Below are 16,577 nucleotides of genomic sequence, written 5' to 3'. Positions count from 1 at the left end.
GCGACAAACTACGCCCGTTTCGGCCGCACGACAAGCCGATCAGTCGAGCCGCATCGCCTCCTCGGCGAGCGCCTCGGCCTCGATCAGCAGCGCGTCGTCGGCGAGGCCGGTGGCAATCTTCTCGCGGCCGATCAGCGTGAGCACGGGCACCGCGAGTGGCGACACGCGGTCGAGATCGACGTGGAGCATCGTATCGACCGCGCGATCGAGCAGGTCGGCCAAGCGCCCGACATCGGTCATCCGCGCGCGCGCGTCGGCCCAGGCGGCTTCGAGCAGCAAATGGCCGGGCTCGTATTTGCGCAGCACGTCGTAGATCAGGTCGGTCGAGAAGGTGACTTGCTTGCCGGTCTTGCGCTTGCCCGGGTGCTGGCGCTCGACGAGGCCACCGATCACCGCGACCTCGCGGAAGGCGCGTTTGAGCAGCGCCGAGCTTTGCACCCAGTCGACGAACTCGTCCTCGAGAATGTCGGGCGAGAAGAGCGCTTGCGGGTCGGTGATCGGCTCGAGCCCGTAGCACGCCAGCGCATAGTCGTTCGAGACGAAGCCGAGCGGTTTGAGCCCCATCGTTTCCATCCGGCGCGTGACGAGCATCCCGAGCGACTGATGCGCGTTCCAGCCCTCGAAGCTGTAGGCGACCATGTAATGCCGTCCCTCGCGCGGGAAGGTCTCGACGAGCAATTGCCCGGGCGCGGGAAGCGTCGAGCGGCGCTGCTGCATTTCGAGCCATTCGCGCACGTCGTCGGGAAAGCGCGGCCATTCGGACGGATCGGCGAGGAAACCGCGGACGCGCTGCGCGAGGTTCGTCGACATCGCCATCCGCGCGCCGCCATAGGTCGGGATTCGCGCCGGGCGCGCGGTAGCGCGGACGAGCAGGTCCTCGGTGTCCATCCCCATCACTTCGAGGCTCATGCCCGCAAAGAAGAAGGTGTCGCCGGGGCTGAGCGTCGCGGCAAACCCCTCCTCGACCTTGCCGAGCGAGCGGCCGTTCTTGAAGCGGACGGTGAGCATCGTGGCCTCGACGATGATCCCGGCGTTCAATCGATGCTGCGCAACAAATTTGGGATGGCTGACGCGCCAGCTGCCATCAGCATCCTGCGTCAGCCGCTTGAACTTGTCATAGGCCTGGAGCGCATACCCGCCGTCGCGGATGAAGCCGAGCACGCGGCTGAAGGTCGCATCGGTCAGCGCGGAATAGGGCAAGGCCGAGCGGATCTCGTCGAGCATCTCGGCTTCCTGGAACGGCGCGGCGCAAGCGCACGCCATAATATGCTGTGCCAGCACGTCGAGCCCGCCTTGGCGGAAGATGTCGGGGTCGAGCTCGCCCGCATCGACCGCATCGAGCGCTGCACGCGCCTCGAGATATTCGAAGCGGTTGCCGGGGACGAGCACCGCCTCCGATGCCTCGTCCATGCGGTGATTGCTGCGCCCGATCCGCTGCAGCAATCGCGACGATCCCTTTGGGGCGCCCATCTGGATGACGCAGTCGACGTCACCCCAATCGACCCCCAGATCGAGGCTGGCGGTGGCGACGAGCCCGCGCAGCTTGCCGTCGGCCATCGCGCCCTCGACCTTGCGGCGGGCTTCGAGCGACAAGGAGCCGTGATGGATGCCAATCGGCAGGCTCATCGCGTTGACCTTCCACAGATCCTGGAAGATCAGCTCGGCTAGGCTGCGCGTGTTGCAGAAGACGATCGAGGTCTTGTGCGTCTCGATTTCGGCCATCACTTGCTCGGCGGCATAGCGGCCCGAATGGCCCGACCAGGGAACGCGGCCCTCGGGCAGCAGGATCGCGATGTTGGCGGGGACGCCGGGCTCGCCCTGCACCAGATCGACCGTATCGATATCGCCATCGGGGGCGAGCCAGGCGCGATAGCCGTCGGCGTCGGCCACCGTCGCCGACAGCGCGACGCGGCGCAGGTCGGGGGCGAGGCGTTGCAGCCGTGCCATGCACAGCGACAGCAGATCGCCGCGCTTGCCGGTGGCAAACGCATGGACTTCGTCGACGACGATCGTCCTGAGGTTTTCGAAGATCAGCCCCGAGTCGGGATAGCTGAGCAGCAGGCTGAGCGATTCGGGCGTGGTCAGCAGGATCTGCGGCGGCTTGATCCGCTGGCGCGCCTTGCGGTCCGAGGGCGTGTCGCCGGTGCGCGTCTCAACCCGGATGTCGAGGCCCATCTCGGCGATGGGGTTGAGCAGGTTGCGCTGAACGTCGACCGCAAGCGCTTTCAGCGGCGAGACGTAGAGCGTGTGAAGGCCTTGCGTCGGGGTCTCGATCAGTTCGGTCAGCGTCGGGAGGAACCCCGCCAGCGTCTTGCCAGCACCAGTGCTCGCGACGAGCAGGCCGTGATGGCCAGCGCGCGCGACGTCGAGCATGTCGAGCTGATGTGCACGGGGAGCCCAGCCCTTGGCAGCGAACCAGTCGGTGATCGGGGCGGGAAGGTCGGATACGCTCACCCCCCCGATATGGGGTGCGCGACGCGGCAATGACCAGCCCCGCGCGCGCGCGCGTCACCGAATTGCGCGATACTCGCTGTAGCTCGTGCTGGTTTGCATCGTGCCGGCCTTGCCCATCATCGCGCCCGTCAGCGCGCTGGTCGCGTCCGACGGGACGACAATGCCATCGCCGAGCAGACGATAGCGCTGGTCGACCGTGATGCTGCGCAGCGAGGCGACCAGCATGACGCTGAAGCTCTTGTTCGACGTCATCAGCACGCGCTCGACGAACGGCACCGCGCCGCCGGTGTTGACCAAAGCCTCGACCTGGGTATCGGCCGACGCATCGTGCGACCCGATCTTGAAGGTGCCTGCGGGCAGCCGGGCAAAGCGGTAGAGCACGCCGCCGCCGACCTCGCTGCGCGTCGCGGGGCTGCCGAACCACGCCGCCAGTTCCGCATAGGACGGGATCGGCCCGTGATTGGCCTTGCGCGACTTGGCGATTTCCTTCGGCGTAGGCGCACGGCCGTCGATGCTGATCAACGACCAGCGCTCGGCGGGCGCGCGGCTGGGGTCGAACTGCTCGACATAGGTTTTCCGCGGAGCGCCGGTCCGCTCGAACGACAGCGTGCGGCGAAAGGCGTGGCGCGCGGTCGGCGTGGCGCGGGCGGTGGCGACGATCTTCGACTGCAACGCGTCGGCATGCGCGGCGGTGACGGGGGCGCCGATCGCCAGCGCGATCAGCGCGAGGCCGACCATCCTGCTGTTATGGCCGGGCGGCAGGGCGGACGGTGAGGATGCGCAGGTCATGCCGTATCGATCCTACAGCAATGGGGCCAATCCAAGGCGTACCCAAATCCCGCTACCCGCGGGGAAAGGGAGATTTGGAACTCAAACGCGTCCCACCCATATAGCCAGGATGGCAAAGCTCGGCGACTGGATCGATCCCCACCCGCACGGAATCTACGTGAAGCCCGCCGACGTGTGGATCGACCCGTCGCGCCCCTCCCCCGTCGCGCTCGTCACGCACGGCCATGCCGATCATGCGCGTGGCGGGCACGACGCGGTGTGGGCGACGCCCGAGACGCTCGCGATCATGGACGCGCGCTATGGCCCGCAGCCCGGCAACCCCGTCGCCTATGGCGACAGCCACACCTTCGGCGACGTCAAAGCCACCTTCGTTCCTGCGGGCCATGTGCTCGGATCGGCGCAGATCCTGCTCGAATATCGCGGCGAGCGAGTCGTCGTGTCGGGCGATTACAAGCGTCGCGCCGACCCGACCTGCGCTGGCTTTCAGCCGGTCAAATGCGACGTGTTCATCACCGAGGCGACGTTTGGCTTGCCCGTCTTCCGCCACCCGGAGACCGGCGACGAGATCGACAAGCTGACCGCCGCGCTCCACGCCAACCCGACGCGCTGCGTGCTCGTCGGCGCGTATGCGCTCGGCAAGGCGCAGCGCGTCATCGCCGAGCTGCGCGCGCGCGGGCATGATGCGCCGATCTACATCCACGGTGCGCTCGAGAAATTGTGCGCGCTGTACCAGGCACACGGCGTCGAGCTTGGCGAGCTGCGCCCCGCGACGGTAGCGAACAAGGCCGAAATGATGGGCCATGTCGTGATCGCGCCACCCGGTGCGATGGCCGACCGCTGGTCGCGCCGCCTGCCCGATCCGATCACCGCGATGGCATCGGGCTGGATGCGCGTGCGCCAGCGCGCGGTGCAGCGCGGGGTCGAGCTGCCGCTGATCCTGTCGGACCACGCCGATTGGGACGAACTGACCGACACTTTGACCGAGATCGCGCCCAAGGAAGTGTGGGTGACGCATGGCCGCGAGGATGCACTGGTGCATTGGTGCCAGACGCGCCAGATCAAGGCGCGTGCGCTCGCGCTGTCGGGCTATGAGGACGAGGACGACTGAGCTATCGCGCTGGACGGTTTTTACCGCCGAGATTAGAGATCGAGTGAATTTTCGGGGGAAAGCAGCATGGTACGACGGTCAATTCGAGCAGGCGTCGCAGCTGCGATCGTCTGTGCCGCTACCCCGAACGTGGCGCACGCCAGCAGCTTTGGCGACACACTCTCGAAATGTCTGGTCGATCACAGCTCGCCCGCCGACCAGACGCTGTTGGTGCAATGGGTATTCTCGGCAATCTCGGCGGGCCCCGCGGTGAAGGCGCTGTCGACGATCACACCGACGCAACGCGAAGATTTCAACCGCCGGACCGGGGTGTATTTCAATCGTCTGTTGACGGTCGAATGCCGACCACAAGCGATCGAAGCGATCAAGTTCGATGGCGTGTCGTCGATCGAGACAAGCTTTGGTGCGCTCGGCGGCGTCGCGATGCGCGGTCTGATGGGCGATCCGCTGGTGCAGAAAGAGCTCCAGCAATTGGGCAGCTTCGCCGACCCCAAGGCGATGGCCGCGCTGATCGTCGAGGCCGGAAACCCTAAAGCGGCGACCCCGGCCAAATAAGCACAAAGCCAGCGGCTTCGCCTGAGGCAGATCGACACGAGCAGGATTTGGCACCGCCTCGCGCGGTGTCAGCGACGTGGCGATCGCCGCGAGGGTTGGCGTTCGCGCTCCAAATGGCTCCGATTTCAGGCGCGCACCGGGCCGGAAACCGCCTGCGACACTGCAGATTCACATAAGTGAATTTATTGCTTCACATATCTGCAATATATGTCATCATTCTGTAACAGACTAATGTGGAGACTGATGATGACCCTGAAATTCGCTATCGCCATCCTTGTCGCAGGCGCGGCCGTCGTTCCGGCCGCAGCGGCGCCAACGCGCGATCCTGCCGCTGCCGTGCGCACGCTCGAAACCGTATCGCAACTCTCGCCGACCGACGGTGGTGTCGCGATCGAGCTCGCCGCCGCCTATCAGCGCGCCGGCCGCACCGCCGATGCCAATACCGCGCTGCGTCGCGCGCTCACGCTCGACAATGCGATGCTCGAAACGCCGACCGGCGATGCCGTCTGGTCGCATCAGGTCGCCAAGCGCGCGCTCGCACGCGACGTCGCGCTGACCGCACGTTGAGCCTGTGGCCGGCCTGACTTCGGTCGGGCCGGCTCGCGCTTTCGATTAGGCGCGCCCTTTACGCGCCCGCTTTATGCGCCCTCGAGCGCCCGCGCCCGCCGGCGCTGCACCGACGATCCGATCCCGAGCGCCTCGCGATATTTCGCGACCGTGCGCCGCGCGATGTCGAAGCCCTTGGCGTTGAGCAACTCGACCAACGTGTCGTCCGACAGGATCTTGTCGCCCTCGCCCGCGATCAGCGCCTTGATCGCCGATTTGACCGCTTGTGCAGACACCGCCTCGCCGCCTTCGGACGACTGGATCGCCGAGGTGAAGAAGTATTTGAGCTCATAGAGCCCGCGCGCGCACGACAGATATTTGTTGCTGGTGACGCGCGACACCGTCGATTCGTGCATCTCGATCGCGTCGGCGACCTGGCGCAGCGTCAGCGGCTTCAACTGCGCGACGCCGTGGAGGAAGAACCCCTCCTGCTGCTTCACGATCTCGGCGGCGACCTTGATGATCGTGCGCTGGCGCTGGTCGAGCGCTTTCACCAGCCAGTTGGCGCTGGCGAGCATGTCGCCGAGCCACGCCTTGCTCGCCTTGTCGCCGCGTGCGCTCGACAGTTCGGTATAATAGCTGCGGTTGACGAGCACGCGCGGGAGCGTGGCTGCGTTGATCTCGATTCCCCAGCCGTCCTTGCGCTTGGCGACGAACAGATCGGGCACCACGGCCTGGGTCGGTTCGCCGCCGAAACGGCAGCCCGGCTTCGGATCATAGCCGCGAAGTTCGCGGATCATGTCGGCCAAGTCTTCGTCATCGACGTTGCACAGCCGCCGCAGCCGCGTGAGATCGCCGCGCGCGACAAGGTCGAGATTGTCGATCAGCCGCGCCATGCACGGATCGTACCGGTCGGCTTCCTTGGCTTGGAGCGCGAGGCACTCGGCGAGATCGCGCGCGCCGACGCCGGTCGGCTCGAAGGTCTGGATGATGGCGAGCACCTGCTCGACGCGCGCCAGCGGCACGCCGAGCCGAGTCGCGATGTCGAGCAGCGAGGCGGTGAGATAGCCGCATTCGTCGATCTGATCGATCAGATGCGCGGCAATGAACAAGTCGGCGCCCTCGACCGCAGTGCCGGCCTGCGCGAGCAGATGGTCCGACAGGCTGAGGCCGGTATCGGCGAAGCTGTCGAAATCGGGGCCGTCCTCGCCCGTCCCGCCGCCGCTGCTTGCGCCGTTGAGACCGAGCGACCCGTCGATCCCCGCGCCCCCCGCCTGATCGGCTGGGCTGTCGTGGTGGAAGCTCTCGGCGGTGAAATCGACGTCGAGCGAGGCCTCGCCCGAATCGCCGCCAGCCAGCAGGAGTTCGTCGGCGGTGGCGGGTTGGTCGCGGATCGGGGCGTCGGGTTCACGGTCCTGCGTCGGGCCGTCGTCTTCGGGCGCGCTCGCCTCGAGCAAGGGATTGCGCTCGATTTCCTCTGCGAGGAAACCCTCGACCTCGAGGTTCGACAGCGCGAGCAGGCGGATCGCCTGCTGGAGCTGCGGCGTCATCACCAGCGATTGCGACTGGCGCAGGTCCAGGCGCGGCGCGAGACTCACCGATTCGTCGCCCTGGCGTAGGCTGGGGCCGCTGCGTTTGCCGCGCCCGCTCCGCCAGACAACCCAGCGGCCCCGGCCTGCGCCGGGGCGACGAGGGAGGTGGCGTCCACCATGATCAGAGCGAGAAGCCCTCGCCGAGATACAGCCGCCGGACGTTGGCGTCGGCGACAAGCTCGGCGGGCGAGCCGGTGAACAGCACGCGGCCGTCATAGATGATGTACGCGCGGTCGACGATCTCGAGCGTCTCGCGCACGTTGTGATCGGTGATCAGCACGCCGATGCCGCGCTTCTTCAATTCGCAGATCAGGTCACGAATGTCGGCGATCGACAGCGGGTCGATCCCCGCGAAGGGCTCGTCGAGCAACATGATCGACGGATCGGCGGCAAGCGCCCGCGCGATCTCGGCGCGGCGGCGCTCGCCGCCCGACAGCGCCATCGATGGGGAATCGCGCAGCCGCGTCAGGCCGAACTCGTCGAGCAGCGTATCGAGCCGGAGCGCGCGCTGCGCCTTGTCGGGCACGGCGAGCTCGAGCACGCTGAGGATGTTCTGTTCGACGGTCATCCCGCGGAAGATCGAGGTTTCCTGCGGCAGATAGCCGAGGCCGAGGATCGCGCGGCGGTACATCGGCAGGCCGGTAATGTCGTTGCCGTCGAGCATGATGCGGCCCGAATCGGGCTTCACCAGCCCCATCACCGAATAGAAGCACGTCGTCTTGCCAGCGCCATTCGGCCCGAGCAGCCCGACCACTTCGCCCTTGGCGACCGACACCGACACATCGGTCAGCACGCTGCGCTTGTCGTACGATTTGGCGATCGACACGACCGACAGCCCATCATTGACCGGCTGCTCGGCGATCGGGGGCGCGCTGTCGAGGGTCATGGTGTCGCTCATCGGGGCGTGCTCGCAGTTTAGAGTTAGCGAAGGGTTAACCGCACGGCATCTGGCAGGCTTCGTGCATGCCTATACGTCATTCGCGCCGCGCGGGATAGCAGCGGGCGCCGAATTGCCCCGCTTTCGCGTCAGTTACGCTTGGGGACCGAGAAGGTCCCGCTGACGCGACCGCCGCTGCTCGTCGTGGTGCCGGCCTTGCCGCCACCGCCGCCGCCGACCGACGAGCCGTCGATCACTGCGCGACCGGTATCGAGGTTGATCGTGAGGCGCCCGCCATTGACGGTGTTGCCCGCCTGGATCAGCGTCACCGCGCCGAGCATCGTCACGACGCGCTTGTTGAGATCGTACACCGCGAAGTTGCTGCGCGCGGTCTGGTCGGGCCGAGTCACGACGACATTCCCCGCCGCGTCGAGTCGCGACACCTGCGGGCTGCCATTGACGACCTGGCCGGTATAGGCGACCGTCATCCGCGCCGCATTGAGCGTCATCTCGGCCTGCTTCACCGACACGCTGCCCAACAGCAGCGCCCGATTGGCCTTGTCCTGCAACTCGATATGGTCGGCGCTGAAGTTGATCGGCGCGGCCGAATTGTGCGCCGTCTGTGCGCTCACGACCGCCGCCCCCGACAGAACGAGCGAAACGGCGAAAAAGGCGAGAAGGCGCTGCATCGGGACTATCTCTTCTTTCGCGGGATGATCTGCAAGTGCGCATTACCATCGAGCCGCACGATATGATTGACCAGATCGGCATTGAGCTGGTTGCCGCTGAAGGTGCCCTGCGGCACCGAGCCCGTCACCGCGCCGCCGCTCTTCATCGTCCGGGTCTTGAGATCGACCGTCGAATCCTGCGTGACGAGGCGGTAGCCACCGCTGCCGTTGACGCGCACCGGGCCGTCGATCGTCACTTGCTGCTTGTCCATGTCGTAATGGCCATGCTCGCCGACGATGTTGGCAGGACCGTCCTTGAGGCCGATTTCCGCGGTAAGCTTCTCGAGCTTGACGATCGGTTCGGCCGAACTCTTCTGCACCGCCGACCCCGCGGTCAGCGCGAAGGCCTGGCCCTTGTCGTCCTCACCCTTGTAACTCGCCGACTGGACGCGCAGCCGCTCCTTGGCGACCTCGACCTTTTTCTTGTCGAGCAGGAAGCTGACATCGCCGCCCGAATAGAGCGGGAGCACGACGACGAACGCGGCGAGCACGCCGATCAGGATCGGCAGCACGATGCGCAGCGTGCCGATCACGCGGTCGTGGCTGCTGCCCGGCGCCGCCCATACCTTGCGCGAATCGCGAATCGCGCGCGCGTCAGACCGCGCGTCAGACATGGGGCTGCTCCCCGCCGCGGCTGGCATCACATGTGCGCAAAGATGTCGACTTCCGGCCAGCCGGCAATGTCGAGCTCGGCGCGCCACGGCAGGAACTGGAAGCACGCCTGCGCGAGTTCCATTCGGCCTTCGCGGACGAGGCGGCGGTCGAGCTCCTCGCGCATCGCGTGGAGATAGCGCACGTCGGACGCGGCATAATCCTTTTGTGCATCGCTCAGCACCGGGCCGCCCCAGTCGGACGATTGCTGCGCCTTGGAGATATCCTGACCGAGCAATTCGCGCACCAGCTCCTTGAGGCCGTGGCGATCGGTATAGGTGCGCACCAGCCGCGAGGCGATCTTGGTGCAATAGACCGGCGCTGCGGTCACTTCGAGATAATGGCTGATCGCCGCGAGATCGAACCGCCCGAAGTGGAACAGCTTCACGCGCGCCGGGTCGGCGAGCAACGCGCGCAGATTGGGCGCGGCATAATCGCTATGGGGCGAGAAGCGGACGAGATGCTCGTCGGGGCCACCGTCGGACAGCTGTACCAGGCACAGCCGGTCGCGCGGCGTGATCAGCCCCATCGTCTCGGTGTCGACCGCGATGTCGGCGCCGGGCGCGAACAGTTCGGCGGGGATGTCTTCTTCGTAAAGATGTACAGTCATCGCCCGGCCCTAGCGGCGAATGGGCCGCTGCTCAATGGGTGGGCTTACGCTCACCCTCAATGCGACGGCGTGCGTCCCCGCGCGCGCCGCGCCGCGATGTTGAGCGCCTCGACCACACCCGAGAACGCCATCGCCGCATAGATATAGCCCTTGGGCACATGCACGCCGAAACCGTCGGCGATCAACACCGCGCCGATCATCAGCAGGAACCCGAGCGCGAGCATGACCACGCTCGGATTGGCGGCGATGAAATTGGCGAGCGGCGTCGCGGCCAACAGCATCACGCCGACCGCGACCACCACCGCGACGATCATCACCGGCAGATCATCGGTCATGCCGATCGCGGTGAGGATCGAATCGATCGAGAACACCATGTCGAGCAGCAGGATCTGGACGATCGCCATGCCGAACGACAGCGCCGCGCCGGCCTTGCCGGGCGTCTCCTCGCTCGCTTCGTCGTGGTCGATCGTATGGTGGATCTCGGTGGTCGCCTTCCACAGCAGGAAGACGCCGCCCGCGATCAGGATCAGGTCGCGGACCGAGAACGCGGTTTCGAACGATGGCGCGCCGTGCGCATCGAGCATCCCCGTCAGCCCGAGATCGAAGACCGGCCGCACCAGCCCGGCGATCCAAGCGATGATCGACAGCAGACCGAGTCGCAGGACCAGCGCCAAGCCGATGCCGACTCGGCGGACCTTTTCGCGCTGCTCGGGCGGGAGCTTGTTCGACAGCAGCGAAATGAAAACCAGGTTATCGATCCCGAGCACAATCTCCATGACGATCAGCGTCGCCAGAGCGGCCCAGGCGGCGGGATCGGCGAGCAAGGCGGGGATCGACATACCCGAGTCTGTGCCGTGCTTGCCACATCTGCGCAAGAAGCGTGTGATTCGTGCCGTATTTTCGACGAATTCATTCGCAGGGTCTGGCAATTTGCGTTACACGATTCGGTGGCACGATTGGTTTGGTGCCGAAACCCTGCGTCTTTCGTCCGACGCAACGGTTGCGATATCGATGTCGGACGAACCGGGAAGACGAACAGGGCATGAGTTTCGATAAAGGACGCCGCGGCGATCGTGGCGGGCGCGGGCGCGACAAGCGCGACGGTTTCGGCGATAGCGGCGGCTTCGACGGCGGCTTCGGCGGCGGCGGTGGCGATCGTTTCGGCGGCGGCGGCGGTGATCGCTTCGGTGGCGGCGGCGATCGCTTCGGCGGTGGCGGCGGCGATCGCTTCGGCGGCGGCGGCGGCGGCGGCGGTTTCCGCAGCGGCGGTGGCGGCGGCTTCGGCGGTGGTGGCGCAGGCGGCGGTGGTGGCCGCGGTATGCCCCCGCAGGTTGTCGGTGAAGGCACTGGCGTCGTAAAATTCTTCAACGGGCAGAAGGGCTTCGGCTTCGTCGTACGCGATGATGGCGGCGAGGACGTGTTCGTGCACATCTCGGCTGTCGAGCAAGCCGGCCTGACCGGTCTCGCAGAGGGCCAGCCGCTTGGCTTCACCCTCGTCGACCGCGGCGGCCGCATCTCGGCGACCGACCTCAAGATCGACGGCGAGCCGATGGCCGTCACCGACCGCGGCCCGCCGCGCGAGCGTGATGCTGCTCCTGGTGGCCCGCGTGGCGCCGCTCCTGGTGGTGCGCCGCAGCGTCAGCTGACCGGCGAGAAGGCAACCGGCACGGTCAAGTTCTTCAACGCGATGAAGGGCTTCGGCTTCATTCAGCGCGATGATGGCCAGCCCGACGCGTTCGTTCACATCTCGGCAGTCGAGCGTGGCGGCATGACCTCGCTCAACGAGGGCGACCGGCTCGAGTTCGAGCTCGAAGTCGATCGTCGCGGCAAGATGGCGGCTGTGAACCTGACGTCGATCGCTTAATCGCTTTCGTCTGACGCAAACGAGATAGACCCGGCGGGCCTTTAGGCCTGCCGGGTTTTTCTTTGCGTGCGGCGCGGGGCGTGTGCGGTATTTTCGTCAGCTCCCCGGCGAAGGCCGGGGCCCAGTCGCGCTAACAGGCGTTCGCTGGGTGTGACCAATCAAAGCCCCGCCCACGCCTGGGCCCCGGCCTTCGCCGGAGAAGCACAGAAAGACGATAGATGCGCCTAGCCCTTGCCGCGATCGCCCTCACCTTCGCCGCGCCCACGCTCGCGGCTCCCGGCCCCAAGGTCGCCGCGGCGAGCTTCGCGCAGCTCAAGACCCCGCTGCCGCTGCCGTATGACGAGACCGCGAACGCCAAGGCGGACGTCGCCGCGGCGCGCGCCCGCGCCAAGGCGCAACACAAGCTGCTGCTGATAGACCTTGGCGGAAACTGGTGCCTCGACTGCCGCCTGCTAGCGGGGACGATGGAATTGCCGGGCCTGCGCGAATTCCTGGCGAAGAAGTACGAGATCGTCACGGTCGATGTCGGCCGGTTCGACAAGAACCTCGACGTGGCGGCGAAGTACGGTCTCAAGGACCATTTCGGCGGCGGCGTGCCGAGCGTGCTGATCGTCGATCCCAAGACCGACACGCTGAAAAACCCCGGCCGCACCGCCGCGCTCGCCGATGCGCGCACGCTCAGCCCGCAGGCGCTGTCGGACTGGCTGGCGAGCTGGGTCCGCTAAAGCAATCTGACCGTCACCCCGGCCTCGTGCCGGGGTCCACCGGGATGCACAGTCTCACGGCACAGCACGCGCGGCGCGGTGGACCCCGGGACAAGCCCGGGGTGACGAAATGGGATTGCGTTCAGCCCCCCGCGAAGCGATCGGTGGCGCGGATCAGCTGGTCGAGGATGCCGGGCTCGCTATAGGCGTGGCCTGCGCCTTCGATCAGGTGGAACTCGGCCTCGGGCCAGGCCTGGTGGAGCGCATAGGCGTAGCGCGCCGGGCACGGCATGTCGTAGCGGCCATGGACAATCGTCCCCGGGATCCCAGTGAGCCGCCCGGCATCGCGCAGCAACTGGCCGTCCTCGAGCCAGGCATTGTGCGCGAAGAAATGGTTCTCGATCCGCGCGAAGGCGAGCGCGAAATGGCCGTCCTGAAACGCCTCGCGCATCGCCGGGTCGGGCAGCAGCGTGATCGTCTCGCCTTCCCAGATCGTCCACGCCTTGGCGGCCTCGAGCTTGGCCGCCTCGTCGTCGCCCGTCAGCAAGCGGCGATACGCCTCGATCATAGTGCCGCGCTCGGCCTCAGGGATCGGCGCGACGAAGCCCGCCCATTTGTCGGGGAAAATCTCCGACACGCCGAACTGATAATACCAGGCGAGCTCGGCCGGCGTCGCGGTGTAGATGCCGCGCAGGATCAGCGCGCTAACGCGCGTCGGATGCGTCTCGGCATACGCGAGCGCAAGCGTCGAACCCCACGATCCCCCGAACACCAGCCAGCGCTCGACCCCGACCAGCGCGCGCAGCCGCTCGATATCGTCGACGAGATGCCAGGTCGTGTTCGCCTCGAGCGCGGCATGCGGGGTCGAACGCCCGCAACCGCGCTGGTCGAACAGCAGGACGTCATAGCGTGCCGGATCGAACAGCCGGCGATGGCTCGGCGAGATCCCGCCGCCGGGCCCGCCGTGGAGGAACACCGCGGGCGTCGCGCCGGGGGTGCCGCAGCGCTCGTAGGCAATCGTGTGGCCGTCGCCGACGTCGAGCGTGCCCGTCGCATAGGGTTCGATCTCGGGATAGAGCGTGCGCAGGTCGGTCATCGAAACGGGTCCGGAGCCAGAGGTCATTTGAGCGGGATCGGCCGCCCTTCGACCATCACATAGCCGATCTTGAGCACCGCGGCAGGGTCGACCAACGGATCGCCCGCCACTGCGATGAGATCGGCCGACTTGCCGACATCGAGCGTCCCCGTCTCGCCCGCCAGCCCGAGCAGATCGGCGCCACCCTTGGTCGCCGCGATCAGCGCGTCGCGCGGGGTCATCCCGCCCTTCGACACCATCAGCCCGAGTTCCTCGCCGTTGCGCCCGTGCGGATAGACCGCGGCATCGGTGCCGAGCGCGATCGGTACGCCCGCCTTGTAGGCACGGTTGAGCCCCTTGCCCCACACCGCGAGCGTCGCGCGCCCCTTCGTCTCGGCGTTGGCGGTGAAGACGCCCTTGCCGAGATATTGCTGAAGCCCCGAAAAGGCCATGAGCGTCGCCGAATAGTACGTACCGTGCGCCTTCATCAATGCGACGCCGGCATCATCGACGAAGGTGCCATGCTCGATCGAATCGACCCCGGCGCGCACCGCCGCGGCGATCCCCTTGGGGCCATGCGCGTGCGCCGCGGCCTTGAGGCCAAGCTGGTGCGCGGTGTCGCAGATCGCCTTCATTTCCTCGTCGGTGAAATGCTGTTCGAGGCCGATCTTGCCATCGTCGAGCACACCACCGGTCGCGTGGAACTTGATCACGTCGACGCCGTAGGCCGCGACGCGCCGCACCGCCTTGGCGCATTCGAGCGGCCCGGTGCACACCCAAAATTGTTCGCCGCTCGCGTCGATCGCATGGCGCAGATCGGGGTTGAGCCCGACGGTGCCGTCGCCATGCCCGCCGATGATCGACAGCGCCGGTCCCGAGACGAGGATGCGCGGGCCGGGAAAGCTCCCGTCCTTCACCGCGTCGCGCATCGCGATGCTCGCGGCGGGCAGCCCGCCGAGATCGCGCACCGTGGTGAAGCCCGCGCGCGCGGTGATCAGCGCGTTCTTGAGGCCGATCGTCGCGGCATAGGGTTCGGAATACCCCGGCGTCAGGCCCTTGTACCACGGCTCGCCGGCATTGCTGGTGAGGTGGACATGGACGTCGATCAGCCCGGGCAGCACCGTCCGGTCGCGCAGATCGACCACCGTCGCGCCCGCGGGCGCGGTGGCGCCGTCGTCGATCCGCACGATCCGACCGTCGGTGACGATCACGGTCGAGGCGCCACGCTCGGGCTTGGCGGCGTCGACGATCAGATGGCCGGCCTGGATCGCGAAGGTTTCGGCGAACAGCGGCGTGGCAGCGGTCGAGGCCAGCACTGTGGCTACGGCGATCAGGACTTTGCGCATCATTTCCCCCCTGGGTTTTTGCGCGCAGCCTAATCGCTGCGGGGGCGGTGTCGAGGGGTCACGTGATCAGCCGCTCGAGCGCCGCAACGGTGTCGGCCTCGGCGGCGGGCTTGTCGGTGCGGATCCGCGCGATGCGTGGAAAGCGCATCGCCACGCCCGATTTGTGGCGCTTCGATTGATGGATCGAATCAAACGCGATTTCGAGCACGAGCGTCTTCTCGACCTCGCGCACCGGGCCGAACCGCCCGGTCGTATGGTTGCGCACGAACTGGTCGAGCCGCTTCAATTCCTCGTCGGTGATCCCCGAATAGGCATTGCCGACGGGGAGCAAGGTGCCGTCCTCGGTCCAGCAACCGAAGGTGTAATCGCTGTAGAAAGACGAGCGGCGTCCCGAGCCGCGCTGTGCGTACATCATCACGCAATCGGCGGTGAGCGGATCGCGTTTCCATTTGTACCACAGCCCGGTCTTGCGCCCGCCGACATAGGGCGAATCGCGCCGCTTGAGCATCACGCCCTCGATCGCGGCATCGCGTGCCCCCGCGCGAATGCCCTCGAGCGCGGTGAAATCCTCCGCGGCGATGACGGTGCTGAGATCGAAGCGCTCGGGGTCAAGCCGCGCCACGAAGGCCTCGAGCCGGACACGGCGCTGGTCCCACGGCAAGGGGCGGAGATCCTCGTCGCCATCATAGAGAATGTCGTAGAGCCGGACGAACGCCGGCGATTCGGCGAGCATCTTCGCCGAGACGACCTTGCGCCCGAGCCGCTGCTGCAACGCGTTGAAGCTCGCCGCCCCGCCCTCTTCGGTCGCCGAGCCTTGCGCGTCGCCTTTCACCATCAGTTCGCCATCGAGCACGCCAGGCGTGGTGAAATCGCGCGCGACTTCGGGGAAGCTAGCGGTCACATCGTCGCCGGTGCGGCTATAGAGCCGCGTCGTGCCGGCGACATGGACGATCTGGACGCGGATGCCGTCCCATTTCCACTCGGCGGCATAGTCGGCGAGGTCGACACGCAGATCCTCGAGCGGGTGCGCGAGCATGAACGGGCGAAACACCGGCACGTCGGCAGCGGTCGGCTGCGGCCCGCGCCGCTCGGCCCAGTCAAACAGCGCGGTGTAGGGCGGCGCGATGCCGTGCCACACTTCCTCGACCGCCTCGACATCGAGATCGAAGCCGTTGGCGAGCGCGGTCTTGGCGAGCCGCGACGATACGCCGATGCGCAACGCCCCCGTCGCCATCTTGAGCAGCGCGAAGCGTTCGTCCGAATCGAGCCGGTCGAGCATCGCGGCGAGTGCGGCGGGCGCATCGGAACGCGACAGCGACGACAGGCGATCGACGGCTTGGGCGATCGACAGGGGCTCGGGGTCGGGCGCGATCGGCGCGGTCGGCCACAGCAACGCGACGGTTTCGGCGGTATCGCCGACATAGTCGCGGCTCATGCGGAACAGTACGGGATCGACGCGCTGCTCGATCAGCGTGCGGATCACCGCGGACTTGACGCCGGGCAAGTCGAGCTCGCCCGTCAGCGCCGCCATCGCCCAGCCGCGATCGGGATCGGGCGTGACGCGCAGGTAATCGGTGATCAGCTTGAGCTTCGCGTTGCGCGAGCGGGTGTAGATCAGCCGGTCGAGAAGGTCGGCAAAAGCGCGCATTGTCCCTCAACATGCGCGCGGCGCTGGGGT

16 protein-coding genes are annotated in these 16,577 nt (G+C 66.9%); 5 read left to right on the top strand and 11 right to left on the bottom strand.

Features of this window, described 5'->3' with window-relative positions; genetic code table 11:
- Positions 1–39: 39 nt before the first annotated feature.
- Both ACP7C5_RS00835 and ACP7C5_RS00830 read right to left on the bottom strand, forming a co-directional pair.
- Positions 40–2,454 (bottom strand): ligase-associated DNA damage response DEXH box helicase, encoded by a 2,415-nt coding sequence (locus ACP7C5_RS00835; protein ID WP_426262861.1) that lies wholly within the window; start codon positions 2,452–2,454, stop codon positions 40–42.
- Between the two features lie 54 nt (positions 2,455–2,508).
- Positions 2,509–3,243 (bottom strand): hypothetical protein, encoded by a 735-nt coding sequence (locus ACP7C5_RS00830; RefSeq protein ID WP_426262860.1) that lies wholly within the window; start codon positions 3,241–3,243, stop codon positions 2,509–2,511.
- A 109-nt stretch (positions 3,244–3,352) separates the two neighbouring features.
- On the opposite strand from ACP7C5_RS00830, the gene ACP7C5_RS00825 reads away from it, so the two are divergent.
- From ACP7C5_RS00825 to ACP7C5_RS00815, 3 genes are all read left to right on the top strand, one after another.
- Positions 3,353–4,351 (top strand): ligase-associated DNA damage response exonuclease, encoded by a 999-nt coding sequence (locus ACP7C5_RS00825; RefSeq protein ID WP_426262859.1) that lies wholly within the window; start codon positions 3,353–3,355, stop codon positions 4,349–4,351.
- 66 nt (positions 4,352–4,417) lie between these two features.
- Positions 4,418–4,906, top strand: coding sequence for a hypothetical protein (locus ACP7C5_RS00820; protein ID WP_426262858.1), 489 nt, complete (start codon positions 4,418–4,420; stop codon positions 4,904–4,906).
- Positions 4,907–5,152: 246 nt separating this feature from the next.
- Complete coding sequence (locus ACP7C5_RS00815) at positions 5,153–5,473, top strand: tetratricopeptide repeat protein (RefSeq protein ID WP_240698979.1); 321 nt, start codon at positions 5,153–5,155, stop codon at positions 5,471–5,473.
- Between the two features lie 71 nt (positions 5,474–5,544).
- Here ACP7C5_RS00815 and rpoN read toward each other — a convergent pair whose 3' ends face one another.
- The 6 genes from rpoN to ACP7C5_RS00785 all read right to left on the bottom strand — a co-directional run bounded on the left by rpoN (position 5,545) and on the right by ACP7C5_RS00785 (position 10,749).
- Positions 5,545–7,050 carry an RNA polymerase factor sigma-54 gene (gene rpoN / locus ACP7C5_RS00810; protein WP_322160788.1) on the bottom strand — a complete coding sequence of 502 codons (1,506 nt, stop codon included), beginning with the start codon at positions 7,048–7,050 and terminating at the stop codon, positions 5,545–5,547.
- 115 nt (positions 7,051–7,165) lie between these two features.
- A complete protein-coding gene (lptB, locus tag ACP7C5_RS00805) occupies positions 7,166–7,942 on the bottom strand; it encodes an LPS export ABC transporter ATP-binding protein (RefSeq protein ID WP_133191733.1) in 777 nt (258 codons plus the stop codon).
- Positions 7,943–8,070: 128 nt separating this feature from the next.
- Positions 8,071–8,610 (bottom strand): LptA/OstA family protein, encoded by a 540-nt coding sequence (locus ACP7C5_RS00800; RefSeq protein ID WP_426262857.1) that lies wholly within the window; start codon positions 8,608–8,610, stop codon positions 8,071–8,073.
- A gap of 5 nt (positions 8,611–8,615) precedes the next feature.
- On the bottom strand, positions 8,616–9,263 hold the full coding sequence (gene lptC / locus ACP7C5_RS00795; RefSeq protein ID WP_189677074.1) for an LPS export ABC transporter periplasmic protein LptC: 648 nt from the start codon (positions 9,261–9,263) through the stop codon (positions 8,616–8,618).
- A 26-nt stretch (positions 9,264–9,289) separates the two neighbouring features.
- Positions 9,290–9,910, bottom strand: a complete 621-nt coding sequence (locus ACP7C5_RS00790) for a ribonuclease D (protein ID WP_426262856.1) — start codon at positions 9,908–9,910, stop codon at positions 9,290–9,292.
- A 56-nt stretch (positions 9,911–9,966) separates the two neighbouring features.
- Positions 9,967–10,749 (bottom strand): TerC family protein, encoded by a 783-nt coding sequence (locus ACP7C5_RS00785; RefSeq protein WP_426262855.1) that lies wholly within the window; start codon positions 10,747–10,749, stop codon positions 9,967–9,969.
- Between the two features lie 203 nt (positions 10,750–10,952).
- Here ACP7C5_RS00785 and ACP7C5_RS00780 point away from each other — a divergent pair, with 203 nt between their 5' ends.
- Entirely contained in the window at positions 10,953–11,774 is an 822-nt protein-coding gene (locus ACP7C5_RS00780) for a cold-shock protein (RefSeq protein ID WP_426262854.1), read from the top strand.
- A gap of 218 nt (positions 11,775–11,992) precedes the next feature.
- The gene (locus ACP7C5_RS00775) at positions 11,993–12,499 is read left to right on the top strand and encodes a thioredoxin family protein (protein WP_133191727.1); all 507 of its coding nucleotides are present in this window, start codon (positions 11,993–11,995) and stop codon (positions 12,497–12,499) included.
- 121 nt (positions 12,500–12,620) lie between these two features.
- Here ACP7C5_RS00775 and pip read toward each other — a convergent pair whose 3' ends face one another.
- From pip to ACP7C5_RS00760, 3 genes are read right to left on the bottom strand one after another with little or no spacing between them, the layout of a single operon-like run.
- Positions 12,621–13,574 carry a prolyl aminopeptidase gene (gene pip, locus ACP7C5_RS00770; RefSeq protein WP_426262853.1) on the bottom strand — a complete coding sequence of 318 codons (954 nt, stop codon included), beginning with the start codon at positions 13,572–13,574 and terminating at the stop codon, positions 12,621–12,623.
- Positions 13,575–13,597: 23 nt separating this feature from the next.
- Positions 13,598–14,899 (bottom strand): amidohydrolase family protein, encoded by a 1,302-nt coding sequence (locus ACP7C5_RS00765; protein ID WP_426262852.1) that lies wholly within the window; start codon positions 14,897–14,899, stop codon positions 13,598–13,600.
- A 58-nt stretch (positions 14,900–14,957) separates the two neighbouring features.
- On the bottom strand, positions 14,958–16,547 hold the full coding sequence (locus tag ACP7C5_RS00760; protein ID WP_426262851.1) for a cisplatin damage response ATP-dependent DNA ligase: 1,590 nt from the start codon (positions 16,545–16,547) through the stop codon (positions 14,958–14,960).
- Between the last annotated feature and the right edge of the window lie 30 nt (positions 16,548–16,577).

The organism is Sphingomonas sp. PWP1-2 (assembly GCF_049898305.1).
Lineage (GTDB): Bacteria > Pseudomonadota > Alphaproteobacteria > Sphingomonadales > Sphingomonadaceae > Sphingomonas > Sphingomonas glacialis.
Note: the sequence above shows the minus strand (reverse complement) of the source record. Positions and strands in the feature narration are given on the sequence as shown.

Bases quoted from the DNA above. Each gene is read 5' to 3' on its own strand.
- ACP7C5_RS00830 (WP_426262860.1), bottom strand. From the start codon at position 3,243: ATGACCTGCGCATCCTCACCGTCCGCCCTGCCGCCCGGCCATAACAGC.
- ACP7C5_RS00820 (WP_426262858.1), top strand. From the start codon at position 4,418: ATGGTACGACGGTCAATTCGAGCAGGCGTCGCAGCTGCGATCGTCTGT.
- pip (WP_426262853.1), bottom strand. From the start codon at position 13,574: ATGACCGACCTGCGCACGCTCTATCCCGAGATCGAACCCTATGCGACG.
- ACP7C5_RS00790 (WP_426262856.1), bottom strand. From the start codon at position 9,910: ATGACTGTACATCTTTACGAAGAAGACATCCCCGCCGAACTGTTCGCG.
- ACP7C5_RS00800 (WP_426262857.1), bottom strand. From the start codon at position 8,610: ATGCAGCGCCTTCTCGCCTTTTTCGCCGTTTCGCTCGTTCTGTCGGGG.
- ACP7C5_RS00815 (WP_240698979.1), top strand. From the start codon at position 5,153: ATGACCCTGAAATTCGCTATCGCCATCCTTGTCGCAGGCGCGGCCGTC.
- ACP7C5_RS00785 (WP_426262855.1), bottom strand. From the start codon at position 10,749: ATGTCGATCCCCGCCTTGCTCGCCGATCCCGCCGCCTGGGCCGCTCTG.
- ACP7C5_RS00760 (WP_426262851.1), bottom strand. From the start codon at position 16,547: ATGCGCGCTTTTGCCGACCTTCTCGACCGGCTGATCTACACCCGCTCG.
- ACP7C5_RS00775 (WP_133191727.1), top strand. From the start codon at position 11,993: ATGCGCCTAGCCCTTGCCGCGATCGCCCTCACCTTCGCCGCGCCCACG.
- ACP7C5_RS00780 (WP_426262854.1), top strand. From the start codon at position 10,953: ATGAGTTTCGATAAAGGACGCCGCGGCGATCGTGGCGGGCGCGGGCGC.
- ACP7C5_RS00765 (WP_426262852.1), bottom strand. From the start codon at position 14,899: ATGCGCAAAGTCCTGATCGCCGTAGCCACAGTGCTGGCCTCGACCGCT.
- ACP7C5_RS00825 (WP_426262859.1), top strand. From the start codon at position 3,353: ATGGCAAAGCTCGGCGACTGGATCGATCCCCACCCGCACGGAATCTAC.
- lptB (WP_133191733.1), bottom strand. From the start codon at position 7,942: ATGAGCGACACCATGACCCTCGACAGCGCGCCCCCGATCGCCGAGCAG.
- lptC (WP_189677074.1), bottom strand. From the start codon at position 9,263: ATGTCTGACGCGCGGTCTGACGCGCGCGCGATTCGCGATTCGCGCAAG.